This is a genomic window from Lacinutrix sp. MEBiC02404 (assembly GCF_053601575.1).
On sequence record NZ_JBSHNV010000180.1, the window covers coordinates 81,041 to 104,272 of the forward strand.

Below are 23,232 nucleotides of genomic sequence, written 5' to 3' on the forward strand. Positions count from 1 at the left end.
TTACCAAGTATCCCGAGATTTAATATTAGCATCGCAGAGTTTTATAATCTCTGCGATTCTTTTTTGTTTTGTAGCTTCCCGTTTGGCACTGTGTAACCAATACAAATAATGTTTTTTATAAGAAGGAGCGAAGTTGTTATAATTTTCAAAAGCTTTTGGTTTTTTGTTGAAGGCAAGTTGTAATGCTTCGGGAATGATTCCTTTTTCAACAGCATCTAAAGCGGTCCAACTTCCGTTTTTCTTCCCAATATTTATAACTTCTAAACCTTTTGGATGCATTAATTCTTCAGCAATTAACGCTTTAATATGCCTTTTGTTTAATGCGCTCCATATACTTTTCGGGTTTCTTTTACAGAAGTATTGTCTGCGTTTTCCATCTCCTAAACTTTTTACTGTAGAATCTATCCAACCATAACAAAGCGCAACTCGCACGGCTTCTTCCCAACGCATACTTTCGTTTTTGTGATCTACTTTGTAAAAAATGAGGTAGATGCCGTTATCACTATCATGATTAATGTGCAGCCATTCTCGCCATTCATTATCCGATTTAAAATACAATTCAGCTAATTCCATAGCCATTAAAGTTTAACGGATTCTATATAGAAATCTTCATCTACTTGAATATCTTTATTTTTAATAGCCATTTCTTTCCATGCGCTATTCGGGAAAATCCATTGTTCTTTACCATCTATCGTTACTTGAATTGGCATATCAAAGTCTGCAACAATATTCGTCCATCTATATTTTAGCTGATTATTTTTAATTTTATATTCTAATGTAGGAATTCGTATATCTCTTAAATATTGATTGAAAAATGCGGTTAAATCTATTCCGGATTGTTCACTAATATAATTTTCAATTTGTGATGTAGTAACCGTTTGGTGGTAGAATGTTTTGTTTAATCCACGTAGAATTTGTCGCCATTTTTCATCGTCTTCAATAAGTTGACGCAGGGTATGTAGCATATTTCCACCTTTGTTGTACATATCACCAGAACCTTCATGGTTTACATTGTACACACCAATTATTGGGTTCTTATTTCTAATCCCTTTACGTGTTCCTATGACATATTTTGCGGAAGATTCTTTTCCATAGTAATAATCTAAAAATAGATTTTCAGAATAATTAGTAAAGCTTTCGTGAATCCACATATCTGCAATGTCTTTGTCTGTAATATTATTAGCAAACCACTCGTGGCCAGATTCATGAATGATAATAAAATCGAATTTTAAGCCTTCGCCAGTTCCTGATAAATCTTTACCTAAATAGCCTTTCTTATATTTATTTCCGTAGGTTACAGAACTTTGGTGTTCCATACCTAAATAAGGCACTTCTACTAATTTGTAACCATCTTCATAAAAAGGATAAGGACCAAACCAATGCTCAAAAGCTTCCATCATTTTGGGAGCATCTTTAAAATGAACTTTAGCCTTTTCTAAATTATCACGCAGTACATAGTAATTCATATCTAGATTTCCTTTTTCTCCAGGATATACTTCCGAAAAATGCACATAATCTCCAATGTTCACATTTACGCCATAATTATTAATTGGGTTTGCAACATGCCAATTGGTGGTAATGGTTTCATCTTTATTATCTACAATACTTTTAAGTCTTCCGTTAGAAACATTCATTAAACCTTTCGGGATTGTTACGCTAATATCCATACTATCTACCTCGTCATACATATGGTCTTTATTTGGCCACCATACGCTAGCACCCAATCCTTGGCAAGAAGTTGCTATAAAGTGGTTTCCATTATTGTCTTTTTTCCAAGAAAAACCACCATCCCAAGGTGCACGAACCGCTTCTTTAGGAGTTCCTTCGTAGTACACATCAATGGCATTTATATCGCCAATATTTTGTTTCTTTTTTAACGTTACAAAATGTGCATTACCAACGTGTTTAACTTCCAACTCTTCCTCATTTTGTGTTACTTTTGTAATTTGTAAAGGAGTTTGCAAATCTACTTGCAGGATGTTATTTTCTTTTAAAACAGTATACTGAATGGTGTTTTTTCCACCAATAGTTTTTTCGTCAGGATTTACTTTTATGTCTAAATGATAGTATGTTAAATCCCACCATGCACGTTCTGGCGTGATGCTTCCTCTTAAAGTATCTTGTTTTGTGAAATTATTTTTGGCTTTAAATAAACCTTCTTTTTTTTGAGAGAAACAAGAAGTTACTAGAAAACAAGTGATTACAACTAATAGATTTTTCATACGTTTAATTTTGCTCTAAAATAAGGAAAATAAAAAAGCCGTTTCATTTCTGAAACGACTTTTTGAAATCTAATTAAAGGTATCGTTAGAAGCAGTATTTATTTTCTACTGTTCATTTTTATTCTATTAATATTAAAGTTCCGAAAACGGAAGCATCTATCCATCCTCTGTTTTTATCTTCTCCTTCTATAACTTCAGAACCTATAAAGTTTTCACGTCTTTTGCTTGTGTCGTTATCGCAGTATGCAATAGCAAAACCGATGTTTTTATTTGCTTTTAAAGCAACAGGGATGTTTTGTTTACCATCGACAAAGCTATCATCATAAAGACTGATTTTAAGTTCCCAAATAGAAATGCTGCCATTGGTAATACGCTTAGATGCTACATGATTGTTGTAAAGTGTTGGTATTTTACCTGGAGCCATATCTACCACATTACCATCTAATGCTACATGATATGCAAATGCATTATGGTTGTATTGATGTTCACCTCCGCTATTATCTTCATCTATAAAGACTTCCACACAATCGTTGTCCCACCATAATTTTAATGGATCTTTATGTTGCGCATTAAGTATATCGTCTTGTATTTCTACCAATACGTAAAGTGCATTTGTATCCCAAGTTAGTTTGTATTGTCCTTTGAAATCGTCTTCCGAATAGGTATCTCCAAACCATTTCTGATCTATTGGGTGCCATTTAGTAGTTTTCCAAATAGCCTCGGTAGGATTGCCATCTACGGTTATAACAGTTTCCGTTTTATGTACAATGGTAGGTTCTTTAGTAGGTTTTACGTTTTGTTTTTGAGCAGACATACAACTTACAAATAGAATTGCAGTAACAAGGAAAGTGAATATTTTTTGCATCATTTTCAATTTTCACCTAAAGTACTAAAATAAAAAAGCTGTTTCATTTCTGAAACAGCTTTTTTAAATCTAATTAAAGGTAAAGTTAGAAGCAGTATTTATTTTCTGCTTTTACTTTTTCAGCAATCTCGATACGTAAATCTACGATATCTGGATAGTTAGCATATTTTGTAAAACGTTTAAGACCCATTAACATCATACGTTGTTCGTCTCCTTCAGCAAAAGAAATAATACTTTCTTTTCCTTTTTCTTCTACGATATCTACCGCGTGATATAAATATAATTTCGCCATTGCGATTTGAGCAGATTGCTCTTTTTCGCTAGTACGTTTTACATTTTTCTCTGTTCTTAAAATTGCAGATTCTGCCATATAGATTTCAATTAAGATATCTGCAGCTGCAATTAATAACTGTTGGTGATCTTCTAAGTTTTGTCCGTATTTTTGAACAGCTCCACCAGCAACCATTAAGAAAGTCTTCTTAAGTTTTGCTATCATTATTTTTTCTTCCGCAAATAACTCAGAGTAATCCGGAGTGTCAAAAGAAGGTATACCCATTAGTTCTTCTTGTACTTTAGAAGCAGGACCTAATAAATCTACATGACCTTTCATTGCTTTTTTAACAAGCATACCAACAGATAACATTCTGTTAATTTCGTTAGTACCTTCATAAATACGAGCAATTCTAGCATCTCTCCAAGCAGACTCCATAGGCGTTTCTTCAGAGAATCCCATTCCTCCAAAAATTTGGATACCTTCATCCGCACAATTTTGTACATCTTCAGATACGGCAACTTTTAAAATAGAACATTCAATAGCATATTCTTCAACACCTTTAAGTTCTGCTTCTTGATGTGTATTTCCGGCAGCTTCACGCATATTGATTCTGTCTTCAATATTTTTAGCAGCTCTGTATGTTGCAGATTCACCAGCATAAGCACTAGCAGCCATTTCTGCTATTTTGGTTTTAATAGCACCAAAATCGGAAATTCTTGTTTTAAATTGTTTACGCTCGTTGGCATAATTTACAGCTATCGATATTACACGACGTTGCGAATCTAAGCAAGCAGCAGCTAATTTAATACGTCCAACATTAAGTGCGTTCATAGCGATTTTAAAACCTTCACCACGACCAGCAAGCATATTTTCTACAGGAACAACAGTATCATTAAAAAATACTTGACGCGTAGAAGAAGCACGAATACCTAATTTGTGTTCTTCTTCACCTAAAGTAATTCCGTTTGGATTTTTTCCATCATATTCTACGATGAATCCAGTAATATTTTTATCGTCTTCAATACGAGCAAAAACAATCATCAAACTACAGAATCCTGCATTGGAGATCCACATTTTTTGTCCGTTAATTTTATAAGACTTTCCATCTGCAGAAAGTTCTGCAGTTGTTTTACCAGAATTAGCATCTGATCCAGCGCCAGGTTCTGTTAAGCAATATGCTCCAAACCATTCACCAGAAGCTAATTTAGGTACGTATTTTTGTTTTTGTTCTTCTGTACCATAAAGTGTAATCGGCATAGTACCAATTCCTGTATGTGCACCAAAAGCAGTACTAAAGGAACCAGTTCCAGAAGAAATGTAATCACAGGTTAAAACCGTAGAAACAAATCCCATTCCCATTCCGCCGTAAGCTTCAGGTACTGCAACACTTAAAAAGCCCATGTCACCAGCTTTACGCATAACCTCTTCTGTTAAGGCAAAGTCTTTAGCTTCAAAACGTGCTTTATGAGGAATGATTTCACGATCATTAAATTCCATTACAGATTCTTTCATCATGGTTTGTTCTTCTGAAAAATCTTCAGGAGTAAACACATCTTCACATTTTGTTTCCTTTACAAGGAATTGACCACCTCTTAATAATTCTTTTTCTTCTGTTGCCATTTTTTTATTAGATTTTAAGATTTCTAGAACCAAGAATCAAGACAGCTTAAGTCCAGATTTGAAGCTTGAAATCATTTTTTGTATTTATAATTGTCTGTTCGAGCGCAGTCGAGAACTATTTTTGAAACTATCCGATTAATAAGGTCTCGACTGCGTTCGACCGGACAGAAATTACGTTTTGTATTAATTAAGGAATTCAAATATCCCACAAGCACCTTGACCAGTACCAACACACATAGTTACTGCTCCATATTTCCCTTTCATGTCGCGCTTACGCATTTCATCAAAAAGTTGTACCGATAATTTTGCTCCAGTACATCCTAATGGATGACCAAGTGCTATTGCACCACCGTTTACGTTAATAATATCTGGGTTAAGACCTAATTCTCTAATTACAGCTAAAGATTGCGAAGCAAAAGCTTCGTTTAACTCAATTAAAGATAAATCATCTTGTTTTAACCCCGCTTGTTTTAATGCTTTCGGAATGGCTTTTACTGGTCCGATTCCCATGATACGAGGTTCTACACCTGCTGCAGCATAGTTTACCATTCTTGCAATTGGTTCTAAACCTAGTTCTTTCACCATGTCTTCACTCATTACCATTACAAAAGCAGCACCATCACTCATTTGTGATGAGTTACCAGCAGTAACACTTCCACCAGCAGCAAATACTGCTCTTAGTTTTGCTAAAGCTTCTTTGCTCGTTCCTGCGCGAGGTCCTTCATCTTTAGTTACAATATATGATTTTGTTGCTTTTTTTCCGTTGGCATCGACATATGTTTGTTCCACTTCAATAGGTACAATTTGATCTTGAAAACGATTTTCAGCTTGCGCTCTTAATGCTTTCATATGCGAATGGTATGCAAATTCATCTTGGTCTTCACGAGATACTTTAAACTGTTTTGCCACCGCTTCTGCAGTATTTCCCATTCCCCAATAATAATCTTCATGACCAGATTTTACGATGTCGTAATTCAATTCTGGTTTAAAACCAGTCATTGGAACGCTACTCATGCTTTCTGCTCCACCAGCAATAATACAATCTGCCATTCCGGCTTGTATTTTTGCAGTTGCCATACCAATAGTTTCTACTCCAGAAGAGCAAAAACGGTTGACAGTTACACCAGGGACATCTACAATATCTAATCCCATTAAAGAGATTAAACGTGCCATATTTAATCCTTGAGAACCTTCTGGCATTGCGTTACCAACAATAACATCGTCAATACGCTTTGGGTCTAAATTAGGAAGCTCCTTCATCATATACTTGATGGTTTCTGCTGCTAATTCATCTGTTCTTTTAAAACGGAACACGCCTTTTGGAGCTTTACCAACTGCGGTTCTATATGCTTTTACTATATATGCTGTTTTCATCTTTTGTGCTTTTGGCTATTAGCTTTTGGCTTCTAGCGTCTATAAATTATACATTATAATTGCCAATAGCGAAAGGCTAAAGGCTAATCGCTTAGTAATTTTTAATTACGTAACGGTTTCCCTTTGGTTAACATGTGTTGAATACGTTCTAAAGTTTTACGTTCTGTACATAAACTTAAGAAAGCCTCACGCTCTAAATCCAATAAATATTGTTCTGTTACTTTAGTTGGTTCCGATAAATCTCCACCAGCCATAACGTAAGCTAATTTATTAGCAATTTTCATATCATGCTCAGAAATGTAACGACTGTCTTCCATAGAATCTGTTCCTACTAAAAACATACCTAGTGCTTGTTTACCAAGAACTAAAATATCATTTCTTTTTACAGGTTGTGTGTAACCAGCATCCGCCATTAATACAGCGTGTTGTTTTGCTACTGCTATCTGACGATCTTTATTAACTACAACAATATCTTTTCCTTTTTGTAAAAGATTAGCATCAAAAGCTTCATAAGCCGAAGTCGATACTTTAGCCATAGCAATAGTTAAGAAATGCTCTTGTAACACATTTAATTGTACATCCCCTTTATGGAAAAGGTCTTGTGCTCTTAAAGCCATTTCTTTAGAACCTCCACCACCAGGAATCACACCAACACCAAACTCTACAAGTCCCATGTATGTTTCTGCTGCCGCAACTACTTTATCTGCGTGTAGCGATAATTCACAACCACCACCTAAAGCCATTCCGTGAGGAGCAGAAATAGTTGGGATAGAAGAATAACGCATACGCATCATCGTATCTTGGAAGTATTTGATAGCCATATTAAGCTCGTCATACTCTTGCTCTGCAGCCATCATGAAAATCATTCCAATGTTTGCACCAACAGAGAAGTTTGCCGCTTGGTTACCAACTACTAAACCAGCAAAATCTTTTTCGGCTAAATCAATAGCTTTATTTAATCCTGCTAAAACGTCTCCACCAATCGTGTTCATTTTAGATTGGAATTCTACATTAAGGATTCCGTCTCCTATATCTTCAATAACAACTCCTGAGTTTTTAAACACTTCGTTTGTTTTTCTGATATTATCTAAGATTATAAATGAATCTTGACCAGGAATTTTAGTTTGTGATTTTGTTGGAATATCATAGAAATATGAAGAACCTTCCTTTACGGAATAAAAGGAAGTGTTACCAGAAGCAACCATCTCATTTACCCAAGCAGCAGGTTCTAAACCTTCCGCTTTCATTAATTCAATTCCTTTTTCTACACCAATAGCATCCCAAATTTGAAAAGGTCCATGTTCCCAACCAAAACCAGCTTTCATTGCATCATCAATCTTGTAAAGCTCGTCTGAAATTTCTGGAATTCTGTTAGATACGTAAGCGAATAATGCCGTAAAGCTTTTTCTATAAAATTCACCAGCTTTATCTTTTCCTTTTACTAATACTTTAAAACGATCCACAACCTTGTCAATCGTTTTCGTTAATTCTAAAGTTGCAAATTTGGCACGTTTGTTTGCTCTATATTCTAAAGTGTTTAAGTCTAAAGTTAAAATATCTTTAGAACCATCTGCATGTCTTTCTAATTTATAAAAACCCTGTCCGGTTTTGCTTCCTAACCATTTATTTTCCATCATGGTCTGGATGAAATCTGGTAATTCAAACAATTCTAAACGCTCATCATTAGGACAGTTTTCATGAATCCCATTTGCAACGTGTACTAAAGTATCTAAACCTACAACATCTACTGTACGGAAGGTTGCCGATTTAGGACGACCAATAACTGGCCCAGATAATTTATCCACTTCTTCCACCGTTAAATCTAATTCTTTAACTGCGTGAAATAAACTTTGAATGCTGAAAATACCAATTCTGTTTCCTATGAAAGCAGGCGTGTCTTTAGCGACTACTGAAGTTTTTCCTAAGAATTTTTCACCATATTCATTTAAAAACTCTAAAACGGAAGGATCTGTTTTTGGTCCAGGAATGATTTCGAATAATTTTAAGTAACGCGCTGGATTAAAAAAGTGTGTTCCGCAGAAATGCTTTTGGAAATCTTCACTTCTTCCTTCATTCATGAATTTTATTGGAATTCCAGAAGTGTTCGATGTTATTAACGTTCCTGGAGTTCTATATTTTTCTAGTTTTTCAAAAACTATTTTTTTAATGTCTAGTCTTTCTACTACAACTTCCATGATCCAATCTACATCTGCCACTTTAGCAATATCGTCTTCTAAATTACCTGTCGTAATTCGACTAGCAAAAGCTTGACTATAAATTGGAGAGGGTTTCGATTTTAAAGATGCGGTTAAAGCATCATTTACTAATCTGTTTCTTACGACTTTGTCTTCTAAGGTTAACCCTTTAGCTTTTTCTTTGTCGTTTAGTTCTCTAGGAACAATGTCTAATAATAATACATCTACACCAATATTGGCGAAGTGACATGCGATACCCGATCCCATAATTCCGGAACCAATAATCGCAACTTTTTTAATTCTACGTTTGCTCATGTTATTTTAAGGTATGTTCTTTTTTGTTGTATATTTTTTTGTTTGAAATCATGTTGTTAATGATTTCTGCTACTTTATGAAAACTTTCTAATTCTTCTGCAGCTACGTTTGCTTTAATGGTTTCATTAAAGGTTAGTACTTTTTCTTTAGAGTAGTTTCTTTTTTTTCTGCCGAACTCGGTTAAGAAAATGAGTACACCACGACCATCTTCGGGATTCGGTTTACGTTCTATTAAACCTCTTTCCTCCATGTTTTTTAAGGTCCGTGATAAGCTTGTTGCTTCCATTCCCATTTTTGGACCTAAAGATGTTGAAGGTGTTCCGTGTTCTGGATCTATACTTAATAAAGCAAAACCTGTAGCCATTGTGCTGTCAAACTTTGAAGCTTCTTCATTATACATTTTGGTTACAGCTAACCATGTGGTTCTTAACACATAATCTATTGTTGCATCTTTCATTTAGAAATTTTAGATTCCCAAATATACAAAAATATACTATGCGTGCATAATAAATTTGAAAAATATTGTGTAGAAATTAAAAAGCTCCCATAAGATAGGAGCTTTTTGGTATTTATCGGTAAATTTTATCGTAAAGATCTTGATACATCTTTTTAATTACAATTCGTTTCATTTTCATGGTAGGAGTAAGGTGTCCGGAATCGATAGACCAAACTTCTGGTGTAAGCTCAAAGCGTTTTATTTGCTCCCATTTTCCAAAATGTAGATTGTATTTCGTTATTTCTTCTTGGATACGATCAATTACCTCTTGAGAAGTGGCGATGTCTGCATCCGATTTACCGATATTCAATTTTTTATAATCTATCCAATCTCGAATGTAATCAAAATTAGGTTGAATTATAGCTCCTGGCATTTTTTCGCCTTCACCAACAACCATGATTTGTTCTATGAAAAGGGATTGTTTCATTTCGTTTTCTACAAGTGGTGGAATTACATATTTACCACCCGAGGTTTTAAACATTTCTTTCTTTCTACCTGTAATTTTAAGAAAACCATCCGCATCCAATTCTCCTTTATCTCCAGTATGAAAAAAGTCTCCAGTCATTACTTCCTTTGTTTTTTCTGGGTCTTTATAATACCCCATCATAACGTTAGGTCCTTTTACTAGTATTTCGCCATCTTCGGCAATTTTTACTTCTACATTTTTAATTGGTTTCCCTACGGTACCTACTCTAAAATGATGGTTGGCATACATTTCTACGGAAACAACAGGCGAAGTTTCTGTAAGTCCGTAACCTTGCATTACTTTCATTCCAGCAGCCGAAAACACTCTCGTTAATCTTGTTTGTAAAGCTGCACTACCAGAAACCATGGTATGTAATTCGCTTCCAAGTGCTTCTCTCCACTTACTAAATATAAGTTTGTTCGCAATTTTTAATTGAAATTCGTACCAAGCACCATTTGCGCCATAAGGTTCCCATTTTTCACCCAAACGAACTGCCCAAAAGAATAATGCTTTTTTTATACCCGATAAATCATCGGCTTTAGCAATAATCTTATCGTACACTTTTTCTAGTAATCGTGGCACAACACTCATTAGGTTAGGTTTGACTTCTTTAGCATTTTCGCCAATTTTATCTATTCCTTCTGCAAAGTATATGGTAGCCCCTGCATATTGATACAAGTAAATTAGTACGCGTTCAAAGACATGGCAAATAGGTAAAAAACTTAAGATTCTAGTTTCTTCACCAGTTGCAAAAGGTAATCGATCGGAAGCATCTAAAGCGTTACTCGTGATATTATTATGTGAAAGCATCACACCTTTAGGTTTTCCTGTGGTACCTGAAGTATATATAATGGTTGCTAAATCAGAAGATAGTACCGCGTCTTTTCTAGCTTGTACTTCGCTTTGATTACTTTCATCTTCACCTAGTTCTAATAATTCGGAAAAATGTTTACATCCTTCTATATCATCAAAGGAGTACACTTCTTTTAGTTTTGTGTTTGCTTGTACTTTACGTACTTTTTCTAAGACATCGGCATCCGATACAAAACAGTAGATTGCTTCACTATGGTTTAATACATATTCATAATCTTCAGCAGAAATAGTTGGATAAATAGGAATGTTTTGGGCTCCTGTTTGCAGAATACCAATATCCATGATATTCCATTCGGTTCTATTTGTGGTAGAAATTAATGCGATTTTATCATTTTTCTGAATTCCCATTTTTAACAAAGCCCTACTAATTGCATTCGCTTTATCTACATATTCTTTGGTAGATGTTGCTATCCACTTGCCATCTTTTTTAGTTACTAATGCAGCATCTAAATTGTATTTCTCAAGTTGATAATGCGGAAAATCAAAAAGTCTAGTAATCTTTGTCATTAGAAAAATTTAGTTAGAAGGATTGCAAAGTATGAAATTAATAATTGTTTTCAAATAACTAAATCAAAAAGGAACTATAAAAAATTATAGTTCCTTAAAAAATGGACTGATAGAATAGCGATTGTTTATCATTCGTAATAAAAAATTATAGAATCCCTAAATAACTAACTAAAATAGAAAATTAGAATGATACGCATATTCCATATAAATGTAGAAAACATGGACTTAAATACGTTGTATTTAACCGTAAACTTTAATTTTTAAGAACTTTTTTTATTAAATCATTCTCCTTTTTAAAAAAGGAAGTAGGTGATTCATTCATAAATAATTTAAAATCTTTATTAAAATGTGAAGAATCATAATAATTATACATGTAAATAAGGTCTTTTAAATCAATCTCATTATTTTCATACTTTTTTAAAAGTTTTATAAATCTATAGGAGCGAATATATTTTCCTGGAGTAATACCTACAATTTTTTTGAATTGCGTTTCTAATGTTTTTTGGGATATGTTCGTTTCAAATAAAATTTTATCTATAGGAATTAAGCCTTCACTATCTCGTATTAAATCAATGGCTTTATCTATAAGTATGGTATTTTGATTGATGGTTAAAGGAGATTCGTTCAACAGTACTTCTATTTCATGTACTGCTTTTTTTGGTGTTTTGTAATCTTGAAATATGTTATTTAGCTTTTTAGAAAAATCGACACTTATTTCATGTAGTGGAATATGTTTATTCTTGATTTGATAAACATCAATATTCAAAATTTTATGCAATGCGGTTGGGTGTAAAGTAATACCAAAGGATGTGCCTAATTCATTAACCGCTAATTTGTAAGATTGATAGAACAAGCCACTTAAAGTTAATTTATTTAGTGGTATTTCTTTATTTTTTACAATGGCTTTTTGCCCAGGTGTAAAAATATACGTGATGATAGAATTGCCACTTGGTAAAATGGTGGATTGAAATGGTATTGCATCTTTTCCAAATAGAAGTTCAAAATATTGATCAACCAAAGGAGAAGTCTTCTCGTTTTCAAAATATGTTAGTTGCATTTAATGGATTCTAAGCTGCTTAATTATTAAATGTTTTTTTAACGAAAACTTTGATTTTTAGAGTTATATATTTATGGTAAGTATGTAAAACATTTTTTGCTTAAAAAGCAAGTTAGGAAATGTTGGTTTTGCGAAATTAGTTATATTTAATTAGGTGTCCTTGTAAAATATCGAAATTATAGTTTTTTTTCTACATAAAAGATAGGCTATTTTTTATTACTGTACTTTTTAGTTCTTTACACGTATTTTAATCCTGTAAAAACGGCTTCTTTTCTATTTAATAGATCCTATTAAGATGTTAATATTAAACGTTATAGTAAGTAATTATATAGTATTCGTTTGCGTCAAGCGGAAGATTACATTTTACTATGCATGAGAAATCCAAACGCCTAAATTAGCGCCTTGTCGCTTTGATAACATTACCGAATTAGTATGATGATTTCTAACGGAAGCAAAAGAACTTTCAGTTGTGATAGTTCCTTTTTAAATTATACTTTTAAGTAATTAATAAGAAAGCCAAAACAGTAATATTACGTATTTTTGAAGTTTTTTAAATACAGATTATGATTAAAAAGCATGTAAAGAAGCTTTCTTTTATTTTAATAATAGTATGTCACTTAGGCTTTTTAGCCGCCATTTTATTTGAAAAACAGAATAATATTTTTATTTCCGCATTTGTTCTCTTGGCATTAATATTACTCCTCGTTACGTACAAAAAGACACCTTTAAGCGCAGGAAACCATAGTCTAGAACATGTGTTAACCATTGCGTTTGTGTTTTTTGGAGCTATTATAACGTATATTTTATCTGTTTCTTTTGGTTTGAGTAGTGTGCTGTCGGCAGGTTTGGTAGGTCTCGGCGTTAGTTTTATACCAGGTTTTTTTAAAAAGAATACTTTTATTCAAGGTATGCCCACCGCTGTTTATTGTGGTGCTTTTGTTGGTATGACAAATGTTAGTGTTGCTCCAGATTATATATTTATTACGTTGGCAAGTACGATTACTGGTCTACTTTTAGTTGGAACTAAAGATGCCTTTCATGGCGTTGGTGGTAAATTAGGAACTTTAGCTTTTGGAGGTGTTACACTTGCATTTTTTATTACATTTTTTATTTCGCAATGGATATAGCACATTTTATATTGCTTTTGGCAGGAGGTTTTTCTTCTATACTCACTTTTGTTTTACAAGTGAACTATAAACAAGGTGCTGTAAGGGCATCTGCTTTAGTTGGTGTTTTTGTTGGTATCTTTGTTTTAGTATTTCCTAAATTACTATCTCCTTATTTAACTCAAAATTTACCATTAGTTTGTTTCGGTGCTTCCTTTATAGGTATGGTTTCTTCTAAAGTATTGTCTAATTATTTTTTAATCGGAATTTCAGGAATAGTATTCACTCTTATTTTTTTAAATACAAGTACTTATTTTCAGGGTTTTGGTGGCGGATTGGGATCTGCGGCATGTATCGCGCTTTTAGTAACTTTAAGTATTCCTATTTTGAAGAAAAAGGGAACGTTAAGCAATGGTTTTTTACAACTTAGAAATCAAATGCGATCCAAAAAGAAAAGGAAAAATAAGGATAAATAAGAAACTATTTTTTGAATAACGGAAACAAAAAAAGCGATTTAAGATAAATTTCCTAAATCGCTTATATAATAAGAATAAAATTTTATTTGTTTTCAATCCAATTTTTAGCATTTATAAATGCTTCTAGCCAAGGCGAAACTTCATCCTTTCTGTTTTCTGGATAATTCGCCCAGTTCCATTGAAAAGTAGAACGCTCAATATGTGGCATCGTTACTAAATGTCTTCCTGTTTTATCACAAAGCATTGCCGTGTTAAAATCGGATCCATTTGGGTTATGCGGATATTCTTCATATCCATATTTTGCAACAATGTTGTATTGGTTTTCGTTAAGCGGAAGATTAAATTTTCCTTCGCCATGAGAAATCCAAACACCCAATTTACTTCCTTCTAAAGAAGATAGCATTACCGAATTATTCTTTTGAATAGCTACCGAAGTAAAAGAACTCTCGTGTTTATGAGAATCGTTATACGTTAGTTTTCCATGGGTTTCGTGCTCCGGATTTACTAATTCTAATTCCATCCAAAGTTGTGCACCATTACAAATACCAACAGATAAAGTATCTTCTCTTTTAAAGAAATTCTTTAAAGCAGTATTTGCTTTTTCGTTGTATTTAAATGCACCAGCCCAACCTTTTGCAGAACCTAAAACATCGGAATTAGAGAAACCTCCAACGGCACCAATAAACTGAATATCCTCTAAGGTTTCACGACCAGAAATTAAATCGGTCATGTGCACATCTTTTACATCAAAACCAGCTAAATACATCGCATTTGCCATTTCACGTTCCGAGTTAGATCCTTTTTCACGAAGGATTGCCGCTTTTGGCTTCTCGCCATCGTTTGAAAGAACAGGAAGTTTTCCTGTAAAGTGTTTTGGAAATGTATATTGTAAAGGTTGCTTTTTATAATTATCAAAACGATCCTGTGCTAAACCGTTTGCTGTTTGTTTTTGGTCGAGTAGGAAAGAGGTCTTGTACCAAACATCTCTTAATCTAGAAATGGTTAATGTGAAAACTTCCGCATTATTAATAATACTTAATGTATCGCTTTCTGTAACTTTTCCTATGTTGAAAAATGCAATATTAGCTTCAGTTAATACTTTTTCTATAGAAGCATCCGTAGATTGAAAAACAATTCCTGCATTTTCAGAAAAAAGTAATTTAATAGAATCTTTTTCCGCTAAATCAGACAAATCTAACTCCGCACCAAGATTCGTATCTGCAAAACATAATTCTAATAAAGTAGTGATTAATCCACCAGAAGCAACATCATGTCCTGCAACAATTTTGTCGTCTTTAATTAGTTGCTGAATAGTATTGAATGTCTTTTTAAATTGTGCTGCATCTTTAATTGTAGGTGTTTCTTTTCCTACTTTGTTTAAAACTTGCGCAAAAGAACTTCCTCCTAATTTATAGTTGTCTTGAGATATATTTATATAATAAATGTTTCCAGCGTTTTTCTTAAAAACAGGCTCTACCACTTTAGTGATATCGTTACAGTTTCCAGCTGCCGAAATAATTACGGTTCCCGGAGAAATAACATCTTCTGTAGGATATTTTTGCTTCATAGAAAGGGAGTCTTTTCCTGTTGGAACATTGATTCCTAAGTCGATAGCAAATTCTGAAATTGCTTCTACAGCTTCATAAAGTCTAGCGTCTTCTCCTTCATTTTTACAAGGCCACATCCAGTTTGCAGATAATGAAATACTCTGTAATCCGTCTTTTAAAGGAGCCCAAACAATGTTGGTAAGCGATTCTGCAATAGCGTTTCTACTTCCTGCAGTTGGAGAAATTAATCCAGAAATAGGAGCATGGCCAACCGAAGTAGCAATTCCTTCTTTTCCTTTATAATCTAAAGCCATCACACCACAATTGTTAAGTGGTAATTGTAGTGGTCCTGCACATTGTTGTTTGGCAACTTTACCACCAACACAGCGATCGACTTTGTTGGTAAGCCAATCTTTACAAGCAACAGCTTCTAACTGTAATACTTGGTCTAAATAGTTTAATATATTATCTGAATTATAGGTAACAGCATCATAATTTCTATTCACCGTTTTATCTGTCATTATTGTTTTTGGGGAGCTCCCAAACATATCCTCTAAAGCTAAATCCATTGGTTTTTCACCAGTAGTTTTAGATTCAAAAGTAAATCTATCATTTCCTGTAACATCTCCAACGGTATACATTGGCGAGCGCTCGCGTTCTGCAATTCGGCGAAGTGTGTCTAGGTGTTTTTCGGCAATTACTAATCCCATTCTTTCTTGAGACTCGTTACCAATAATTTCTTTTGCAGAAAGGGTTGGGTCTCCAACAGGTAGTTTATCTAAATCGATGTTTCCACCAGTATCTTCAACTAGTTCTGAAAGACAATTTAAATGCCCTCCAGCACCATGATCGTGAATAGAAACAATAAAGTTTTCTTCACTTTCTACCATGCCACGAACGGCGTTTGCAGCACGTTTTTGCATTTCTGGATTAGAACGTTGTACTGCGTTAAGCTCGATACCGGAAGCAAATTCTCCAGTATCTGCACTAGAAACAGCAGCGCCACCCATTCCTATTCGGTAGTTTTCACCACCAAGAATCACAATTTTATCTCCAACTTTTGGTATGTCTTTTAAAGCTTGTTCTGCTTTACCATATCCAATTCCTCCAGCTTGCATGATGACTTTATCGAAACCTAGTTTACGTGCTTCTTCTTCATGTTCAAAAGTTAGAACAGATCCGCAGATAAGTGGTTGACCGAATTTGTTTCCAAAATCGGAAGCACCATTACTCGCTTTTATTAAAATATCCATTGGCGTTTGATATAGCCAAGGACGTTCTTGCATTTTTTGTTCCCAAGGTCTTGCTTCTTCCAATCGAGAATAGGATGTCATGTAAACCGCTGTTCCCGCTAATGGAAGCGATCCTTTTCCGCCAGCAAGTCGATCTCTAATCTCTCCTCCAGAACCAGTGGCAGCACCGTTAAAAGGTTCAACAGTGGTTGGGAAATTATGGGTTTCTGCTTTAATAGAAATCACAGAATTGAAATCTGTAGTTTGATAAAAGTCTGGTTTATCTGCAGTTTTAGGAGCAAATTGTTCTACTCTTGGACCTTTTACAAAAGCGACATTATCTTTATATGCGGAAACAATATCATTAGGAAATTGTTTCGATGTTTCTTTAATTAATTTGAAAAGGGAATTTGGTTTTTCTTCACCATCGATGATAAATGTTCCGTTGAAGATTTTATGACGACAGTGTTCTGAATTGACTTGTGAGAATCCAAATACTTCCGAATCGGTTAGTGGTCTTCCAATTTTTTTAGAAACACCTTCTAAATAAGCAACTTCTTCCTCATTTAGGGCTAAGCCTTCCTGTTTGTTATAAGCAGCAATATCTTTAATGTTGAGAATAGCTTCTGGCTGAATATTTATGGTAAAAGAGTCTTGATTGATTCCTTTATATTTTTCAGAAATCATAGGATCGAATGCATCAAATGCTTCTGTAGATGCTATAAATTCTTCTATTCTTATAATATCTGTAATTCCCATATTTTGGGTAATTTCAACAGCATTAGTACTCCAAGGTGTTATCATGGCAGCTCGCGGACCAACAAAAAAAGCATCTAAAGATGCTTGTTCTATTTTGGACTGGTTGCCAAATAACCATGTCAATTTTGAAATGGTTTCGGTTGATAATTCTTTTGTTGCTTGAACAGCAAATAGTTTACTGTTTTGGTTTCCGAAGAAATGAATCATTATATAGTGGTTTGAGTGTTGTTTTTAAAGAAACAAATTTAGGTTTTTTAGTTAGAATTTTTCAGTAAAATTCATACTTAATTTTTGTTGGATAGAAAAAGAATTTATTCTAGAAACTTAAAACTGTTTGTTATTTTTTTACCTGCTTCTAAATCTATATTATAACAATATATCGTTGCTTCATAAGTAAGGCCTAGTTCTTTGTTAATAAAAGCAATAACATAAACAGGAGTATTTGTTTCTTCGAATGTATCATAAGCAATTACATAAAAAGCACTTTCTATATATGGCAAGAAAGCACCGTCTTTAATATCTTTTAAGCCTAAAAGTTTAGCGGTTAAATAAGCGCCATATTTTTGATGTTTTATAAAAGCGGGAGACTGTTCTTCTATAGGGATTATTTCAATATCTACGGCAAAGTTATTGTTTTCGTAACCTAATACCGTTTCTGCTTCGGTATCGTATTGTTCTAATACTTCTGGTGACGTAAAAGCTATTTTATACTTATCGGACTTTACATTGTACTGTGCGTTGCTAGTAGTGAATACTAAAAATAAAATAATAGAAGTTATAGTTTGTTTCATGTTTATTACCTTTTTAAGGTTGGTTAAAGATATAAAATCTATGTAGACAAAAAAAAGCGACACCAATTGGTGTCGCTTTAGTTATATCTTGTAGTCCAATGTTTAAGACTTAATTAATTTTTTAGTGGTACTTCCATTAGATGAAGTGAACTTTACCAAGTAAACACCTCTAGATAATCCAGAAATATTTAATTTGTTTTGACTAGTAGTAATGTTTTGCATTTTTATCTTTTTACCTAGAATATCGTAAACTTCTACCGAAAGATTTTCTTTAGATGCAATAGTCACCGTATTTCCTTTTGATGGATTAGGGTACATTTTAATAGCATTTACCGTTTCAAACTCATCTACAGAAAGGTCATTTTGCCAAATATCAAAAATATATTCTGGATGATCAATGTATGGATTTCTATTATTTTGTCTACCAAATATAGCATTATTTCTATCTATCTCTCTAGGAGATACTGGGTCTTGTGAATGCCAAGTATAAAGAATATTTAAAAAGGTATCATCAAAAGCTTTACTAGCAGAACGATCAAACATATCAAAAGAACCAAAACCAGTTAAACGATCTTCGTATCTAGTAACGAAGTAAAATATCATTCTTGCAATATCTCCTTTAAATTCGTCAATAGGTTCAAAAACAGTACTGGTGTATCCTGCAGAGTAACCAGAGTTTAAGTTGTTTCCTTTTTTAGTACCATTACTTGTTGTTAAAGTAGCATTGTTTACAACTCCAAAAGGTAAGTTTCCTCTTTGTCCATTAACATATTTATCTGAAGGAACAACAAAATGAGCGTCATGTCTCATTGGAGCATCTCCATCAAAAATATTTTGAGGTACAATGTGTTCTCTATTAAAACGTTGCCCTTCTGATGTTCCAGAAAAACCATCATCTTGTTGGGCGGATCCATAGGTGTATTCATAAGAGTCTGCACCAGATGGGTTTTCAGAATACATGTCTAAAAGAGTACCATTATTTTCATAATATATATCGATATCAGACAATTCAAAAGTACCATATAAATCATTGTAAGAAAGATTTATAGAAGTATACTCCGGACTTAACCCATCATTAGAGTTGTCAATAATTTGTTTTAATTGGGTCTTTAATGTATAGCCAGAACCTGTTGCTGAGTTGTAATAACCAGAAGGTGCCTGAGCAGAAACGGTAATGGTTACTAATAGTAATAATGCGGTGTAAAATTGTTTCATACTAATTTATTTTTTCTTTTCTAATAGTGCCATGTAGAATCCGTCGAAACCAGATTCGTGTGCTAGTATTTTTTTCTCTTTAACAAAGGTAAAGTCTTTACCCGATTCCGATTCTAAAAACGATTTAACTTGGTCTTGATTCTCAGAAGGTAAAATAGAACAAGTAGCGTATACTAATTTTCCGCCTGGTTTTACCATTCTAGAATAGGACCTTATAATTTCGGCTTGTGTTTTCTTTATTTTATCAATAAACTCTGGTTGTAGTTTCCATTTAGCATCTGGATTTCTACGTAAAACACCCAAACCAGAACAAGGAGCATCAATAAGAACTCTATCTGCTTTGTCGTATAATTTTTTAATTGGTTTTGTAGAATCTATTACACGGAACTCGATATTATGTGCACCTGCACGTTTTGCTCTTCGTTTTAGTTCTTTTAGTTTATTTTCATAAATATCCATTGCAATGATTTGCCCTTTGTTTTCCATAAGAGCAGCAAGATGAAGTGTTTTTCCACCTGCACCGGCGCAGGTATCAACAACTTTCATTCCGGGTTGTACATCTACAAATTCGGCAACTTTTTGGGAAGAACCGTCTTGTACTTCGAAAAATCCTTTTTGAAAAGCTTCTGTTGTAAAAACATTTGCTCTTTCTCTAAGTTTTAAAGCATCCGGATGATTGTTAACTGTATCGGTTTCTATGTCTAAGTCAAAAAGTTCTGCTTGTAATTTTTCCTTAGTGGTTTTTAGTGTGTTGACACGTAAAATCACGTCAGCTTGTAGGTTTAAGGCTGATATTTCTTTAGTCCAAACGTTTTCTCCTAATTCTTTAGAAGCAATTTCGTCCATCCAATCTGGTACAGAAGCACCAATTTTTCTTATGTTGGAAAGTTCATCAAAACGACCTTTAATTTTTCTTGTCGGCGTGTTTTCAAAATATTTCCAATCTGGAAGCTTTATTCCTTTTAAGGTTGCCCAAACAGCAACTAAACGCCAAACATCATCACGAGAAAAAGGTTCTTTAACTTCTGCTATTTCAGCATATAAACGTTTCCAACGTACAATATCGTAAGTGGTTTCTGCAACAAAACCTCTGTCGCGACTTCCCCAACGTTTATCTCGTTTTAATAATTGTTGTACTACTTTATCTGCATACATGCCTTCGTTAAAGATTTGCAATAAACCGTCAACAGTAGCAAAGCATAAATTTCTGTGTAATCTCATATATTCGTATTCGTTGTTCAAAAACGGAAATAAGTATTTATTCCGTTCGAACTTTTTAAAAGTTTGAAACGTGCAAAGGTATGATTTTAGAAATTATTATAATTATTTCTTGATCATTAATAGGTGTTAATTTTTAGTGGGATTCCCTATGATTGTAATTTTATGAAAATATTTTAGAATGTTGCGCAAGTTTTTTAACGATTAAGCATCTAAAGTAGGGTAACTAAAATATAAATAAATGAAACAACTAATTACTCTAACTATCTTTTTATTCGTTTTTATGACATCGTACTCGCAAGATTTGTACGATATAAACACGATTCAAACCATAGAAATAGAATTTGCAGAAAGCAATTGGGATGCATTATTGGATGCCGAAAAAGCAGGAGATAATAACTATACAGAGGCTACATCTGTTACCATTAATGGGACTATTTTTAATCAAGTAGGTGTGAAATATAAGGGGAATAGCTCTTATAGTGCTAATCAAACTAAAAATCCATTTCATATAGAATTAGATACGTATGTGGATCAAGATTACCAAGGATATAAAGATATAAAATTGGCAAATGTGATGTTTGACCCTTCTTTTGTTAGAGAAACAATTGCTTATAATATTGTAAATCAATACATGGATGCGCCACAAGCGAACTATGCAAATGTGTATGTAAATGGAACTTTAATTGGCTTATATACCAATACGGAAGCTATTACTAAAACATTTATAAATAAACATTTTTACTCTAAGGATAATGCCTTTTTTAGCTGTAGTCCTCCCGATGGAGCAGGACCGCAAACTACAACTTTGCCTAGTTTAGAATATTTAGGGACTAATTCTACTAGTTATGAGGATGCTTATGAAATTAAATCGGATGATGATACAGACCCAACGATTGCTGCTGCAGATTGGGATGAGCTTATTGAATTAACAAATATATTAGATAGTGATATCGCTAATATTGAAAATGTTTTAGATGTAGATATGGCTATTTGGATGCTTGCTCTAGATAATGTTTTAGTTAATTTAGATAGTTATATCGGACAGTTTAAACAAAATTATTATTTATATAAAGATGATAATAGCCAATTTAATGCTGTAATGTGGGATTTAAATATGTCTTTCGGTGTTTTTAGTATGACAGGAGAAAGTAGTAGTTGGCCAGGTGGACCAGGCGGACCAGGTGGAAGTTTAAATTCTACTACAGAGAAAGCACAGTTAGATCATTTATTACATGATGACGATACTGCTTTTCCTTTGTTTTCTAAACTAATGGAGGTTCCTAAATATAAAAGAATGTATTTAGCACATTATAAAACTATTTTAACAGAAAATATAAGTAATTCAAACTACTTAACATTAGCAAACGATTATCAAGCAATTATATCTAGTGCAGTAACAGCAGATACTAATAAGTTTTACACGGATGCACAATTTACGGGCAATTTAAATACAGATTATACGGTTGGTGGAAACACAGCTCCTGGATTAACAAATTTAATGGCTTCCAGAAGTACATATTTGTTAGCGCAAACAGACTTTACTAATTCGCAACCTGTTATTAGTAATGTGACTCCATCTGAAACGACACCATTAATTGGAGATGTAATATCTATAACTGCCAATGTTACAGATGTTAATGATGTATATATTGGATATAGAACAGATGAAACGCTTCCGTTTACAAAAGAGTTAATGATTACGGAAGGAGCGGATGCTTATAGTATAGATGTTACTGTGGATACCAATTATATGCAATATTATATCTATGCAGAAAACAATAATATTGGCGCCTTTTCTCCTGCTAGAGCAGAATATGAATTTTATACTATTGAAGCTACGTATCTAACATTAACACCTGGAGATCTTGTGATTAATGAAATTATGGCATCTAATGAAACAACAGTTATGGATCAAGATGGAGAATATGATGATTGGTTAGAATTGTACAATAATAGTGATGAAACATTAAGTTTAGATAATTTATATTTATCGGATGATGCAGATGATTTACTGGTTTGGCCATTTCCTTCCGGATTAACAATAGCACCAGATAGTTACTTAATTGTATGGTGTGATAAAGATGATGATCAAACTGGTTTGCATGCCGATGTAAAGTTTTCATCAGGTGGGGAAAGTGCCATATTATCCTATGCAAATGGTATCCTAATAGAGAACATTACTTTTGGAGCACAAACCGATGACATGGGCTACGCAAGAGTACCAAACGGAACAGGTGATTTTGCAATTCAGTTACCAACATATGCAGCAAATAACGAATCTCTATCTATAGACGAAGTAGATTTTAGTAATCATTTAAAGTATTATCCAAATCCTACAAGTAATACAGTAACTATAGCTAATAGTTCTTATTTAATTGAAACGATTAAGGTTTATAATATTCAAGGACAGTTATTGCTGGAAAACAAGCAAACGAACACCAATAATATTGTAATAGATTTCTCAGATTTTTCAAAAGGAATGTATATGGTTCATATTAATGCTAGTACCGTTTTAAAAATTATACGTAATTAGAAGTAATTTAGAATCTTAGTCCCTAAAGGATTTGATTAGTTTTGATTAATAGCAAGAGAGGCTTTATGATTATGTCATAAAGCTTTTC

16 protein-coding genes are annotated in these 23,232 nt (G+C 33.5%); 3 read left to right on the forward strand and 13 right to left on the reverse strand.

All coding sequences use genetic code 11. The annotated features are described in order from the left end of the window. From ACVCXO_RS09630 to ACVCXO_RS09670, 9 genes are all read right to left on the reverse strand, one after another. Positions 1–573, reverse strand: coding sequence for a YdeI/OmpD-associated family protein (locus ACVCXO_RS09630; protein ID WP_452229383.1), 573 nt, complete (start codon positions 571–573; stop codon positions 1–3). Between the two features lie 5 nt (positions 574–578). Beyond that, a complete protein-coding gene (locus ACVCXO_RS09635) occupies positions 579–2,222 on the reverse strand; it encodes a M1 family metallopeptidase (RefSeq protein WP_452229384.1) in 1,644 nt (547 codons plus the stop codon). A gap of 118 nt (positions 2,223–2,340) precedes the next feature. Next, positions 2,341–3,090, reverse strand: coding sequence for a sugar-binding protein (locus ACVCXO_RS09640; RefSeq protein WP_452229385.1), 750 nt, complete (start codon positions 3,088–3,090; stop codon positions 2,341–2,343). 82 nt (positions 3,091–3,172) lie between these two features. Continuing rightward, a complete protein-coding gene (locus ACVCXO_RS09645) occupies positions 3,173–4,981 on the reverse strand; it encodes an acyl-CoA dehydrogenase family protein (RefSeq protein WP_452229386.1) in 1,809 nt (602 codons plus the stop codon). 183 nt (positions 4,982–5,164) lie between these two features. Then, complete coding sequence (locus ACVCXO_RS09650; protein WP_452229387.1) at positions 5,165–6,355, reverse strand: acetyl-CoA C-acyltransferase; 1,191 nt, start codon at positions 6,353–6,355, stop codon at positions 5,165–5,167. Positions 6,356–6,456: 101 nt separating this feature from the next. Then, positions 6,457–8,865: a 3-hydroxyacyl-CoA dehydrogenase NAD-binding domain-containing protein gene (locus ACVCXO_RS09655; RefSeq protein WP_452229388.1), complete on the reverse strand. Its 2,409-nt coding sequence runs from the start codon at positions 8,863–8,865 to the stop codon at positions 6,457–6,459. A gap of 1 nt (position 8,866) precedes the next feature. Then, entirely contained in the window at positions 8,867–9,322 is a 456-nt protein-coding gene (locus tag ACVCXO_RS09660; protein ID WP_452229389.1) for a MarR family winged helix-turn-helix transcriptional regulator, read from the reverse strand. A gap of 112 nt (positions 9,323–9,434) precedes the next feature. Next, a complete protein-coding gene (locus ACVCXO_RS09665; protein WP_452229390.1) occupies positions 9,435–11,207 on the reverse strand; it encodes an AMP-dependent synthetase/ligase in 1,773 nt (590 codons plus the stop codon). 253 nt (positions 11,208–11,460) lie between these two features. After that, positions 11,461–12,264: a helix-turn-helix domain-containing protein gene (locus ACVCXO_RS09670; RefSeq protein ID WP_452229391.1), complete on the reverse strand. Its 804-nt coding sequence runs from the start codon at positions 12,262–12,264 to the stop codon at positions 11,461–11,463. A 563-nt stretch (positions 12,265–12,827) separates the two neighbouring features. On the opposite strand from ACVCXO_RS09670, the gene ACVCXO_RS09675 reads away from it, so the two are divergent. Together ACVCXO_RS09675 and ACVCXO_RS09680 are read left to right on the forward strand one after the other, a co-directional pair. Beyond that, positions 12,828–13,391, forward strand: coding sequence for a hypothetical protein (locus ACVCXO_RS09675; RefSeq protein ID WP_452229392.1), 564 nt, complete (start codon positions 12,828–12,830; stop codon positions 13,389–13,391). Further along, positions 13,382–13,846 carry a hypothetical protein gene (locus ACVCXO_RS09680; protein ID WP_452229393.1) on the forward strand — a complete coding sequence of 155 codons (465 nt, stop codon included), beginning with the start codon at positions 13,382–13,384 and terminating at the stop codon, positions 13,844–13,846. The genes ACVCXO_RS09675 and ACVCXO_RS09680 overlap by 10 nt, the downstream gene beginning before the upstream one ends. Before the next feature lie 82 nt (positions 13,847–13,928). Here the strand turns inward: ACVCXO_RS09680 and purL are convergent, their stop codons facing one another. The 4 genes from purL to ACVCXO_RS09700 form a co-directional block, all read right to left on the reverse strand. Then, positions 13,929–17,591, reverse strand: coding sequence for a phosphoribosylformylglycinamidine synthase (purL, locus tag ACVCXO_RS09685; protein WP_452229394.1), 3,663 nt, complete (start codon positions 17,589–17,591; stop codon positions 13,929–13,931). Positions 17,592–17,695: 104 nt separating this feature from the next. Further along, complete coding sequence (locus ACVCXO_RS09690) at positions 17,696–18,175, reverse strand: hypothetical protein (RefSeq protein ID WP_452229395.1); 480 nt, start codon at positions 18,173–18,175, stop codon at positions 17,696–17,698. A gap of 102 nt (positions 18,176–18,277) precedes the next feature. Continuing rightward, the gene (locus tag ACVCXO_RS09695; RefSeq protein ID WP_452229396.1) at positions 18,278–19,390 is read right to left on the reverse strand and encodes an endonuclease; all 1,113 of its coding nucleotides are present in this window, start codon (positions 19,388–19,390) and stop codon (positions 18,278–18,280) included. Between the two features lie 6 nt (positions 19,391–19,396). Beyond that, positions 19,397–20,611, reverse strand: a complete 1,215-nt coding sequence (locus tag ACVCXO_RS09700) for an RsmB/NOP family class I SAM-dependent RNA methyltransferase (protein WP_452229397.1) — start codon at positions 20,609–20,611, stop codon at positions 19,397–19,399. 238 nt (positions 20,612–20,849) lie between these two features. On the opposite strand from ACVCXO_RS09700, the gene ACVCXO_RS09705 reads away from it, so the two are divergent. After that, positions 20,850–23,144 (forward strand): CotH kinase family protein, encoded by a 2,295-nt coding sequence (locus ACVCXO_RS09705; RefSeq protein ID WP_452229398.1) that lies wholly within the window; start codon positions 20,850–20,852, stop codon positions 23,142–23,144. Positions 23,145–23,232 lie beyond the last annotated feature (88 nt).

Bases quoted from the DNA above. Each gene is read 5' to 3' on its own strand.
- ACVCXO_RS09630 (WP_452229383.1), bottom strand. From the start codon at position 573: ATGGAATTAGCTGAATTGTATTTTAAATCGGATAATGAATGGCGAGAA.
- ACVCXO_RS09650 (WP_452229387.1), bottom strand. From the start codon at position 6,355: ATGAAAACAGCATATATAGTAAAAGCATATAGAACCGCAGTTGGTAAA.
- ACVCXO_RS09665 (WP_452229390.1), bottom strand. From the start codon at position 11,207: ATGACAAAGATTACTAGACTTTTTGATTTTCCGCATTATCAACTTGAG.
- ACVCXO_RS09660 (WP_452229389.1), bottom strand. From the start codon at position 9,322: ATGAAAGATGCAACAATAGATTATGTGTTAAGAACCACATGGTTAGCT.
- ACVCXO_RS09675 (WP_452229392.1), top strand. From the start codon at position 12,828: ATGATTAAAAAGCATGTAAAGAAGCTTTCTTTTATTTTAATAATAGTA.
- ACVCXO_RS09690 (WP_452229395.1), bottom strand. From the start codon at position 18,175: ATGAAACAAACTATAACTTCTATTATTTTATTTTTAGTATTCACTACT.
- ACVCXO_RS09705 (WP_452229398.1), top strand. From the start codon at position 20,850: ATGAAACAACTAATTACTCTAACTATCTTTTTATTCGTTTTTATGACA.
- ACVCXO_RS09635 (WP_452229384.1), bottom strand. From the start codon at position 2,222: ATGAAAAATCTATTAGTTGTAATCACTTGTTTTCTAGTAACTTCTTGT.
- ACVCXO_RS09700 (WP_452229397.1), bottom strand. From the start codon at position 20,611: ATGAGATTACACAGAAATTTATGCTTTGCTACTGTTGACGGTTTATTG.
- ACVCXO_RS09695 (WP_452229396.1), bottom strand. From the start codon at position 19,390: ATGAAACAATTTTACACCGCATTATTACTATTAGTAACCATTACCGTT.
- ACVCXO_RS09640 (WP_452229385.1), bottom strand. From the start codon at position 3,090: ATGATGCAAAAAATATTCACTTTCCTTGTTACTGCAATTCTATTTGTA.
- ACVCXO_RS09655 (WP_452229388.1), bottom strand. From the start codon at position 8,865: ATGAGCAAACGTAGAATTAAAAAAGTTGCGATTATTGGTTCCGGAATT.
- ACVCXO_RS09680 (WP_452229393.1), top strand. From the start codon at position 13,382: ATGGATATAGCACATTTTATATTGCTTTTGGCAGGAGGTTTTTCTTCT.
- purL (WP_452229394.1), bottom strand. From the start codon at position 17,591: ATGATTCATTTCTTCGGAAACCAAAACAGTAAACTATTTGCTGTTCAA.
- ACVCXO_RS09670 (WP_452229391.1), bottom strand. From the start codon at position 12,264: ATGCAACTAACATATTTTGAAAACGAGAAGACTTCTCCTTTGGTTGAT.
- ACVCXO_RS09645 (WP_452229386.1), bottom strand. From the start codon at position 4,981: ATGGCAACAGAAGAAAAAGAATTATTAAGAGGTGGTCAATTCCTTGTA.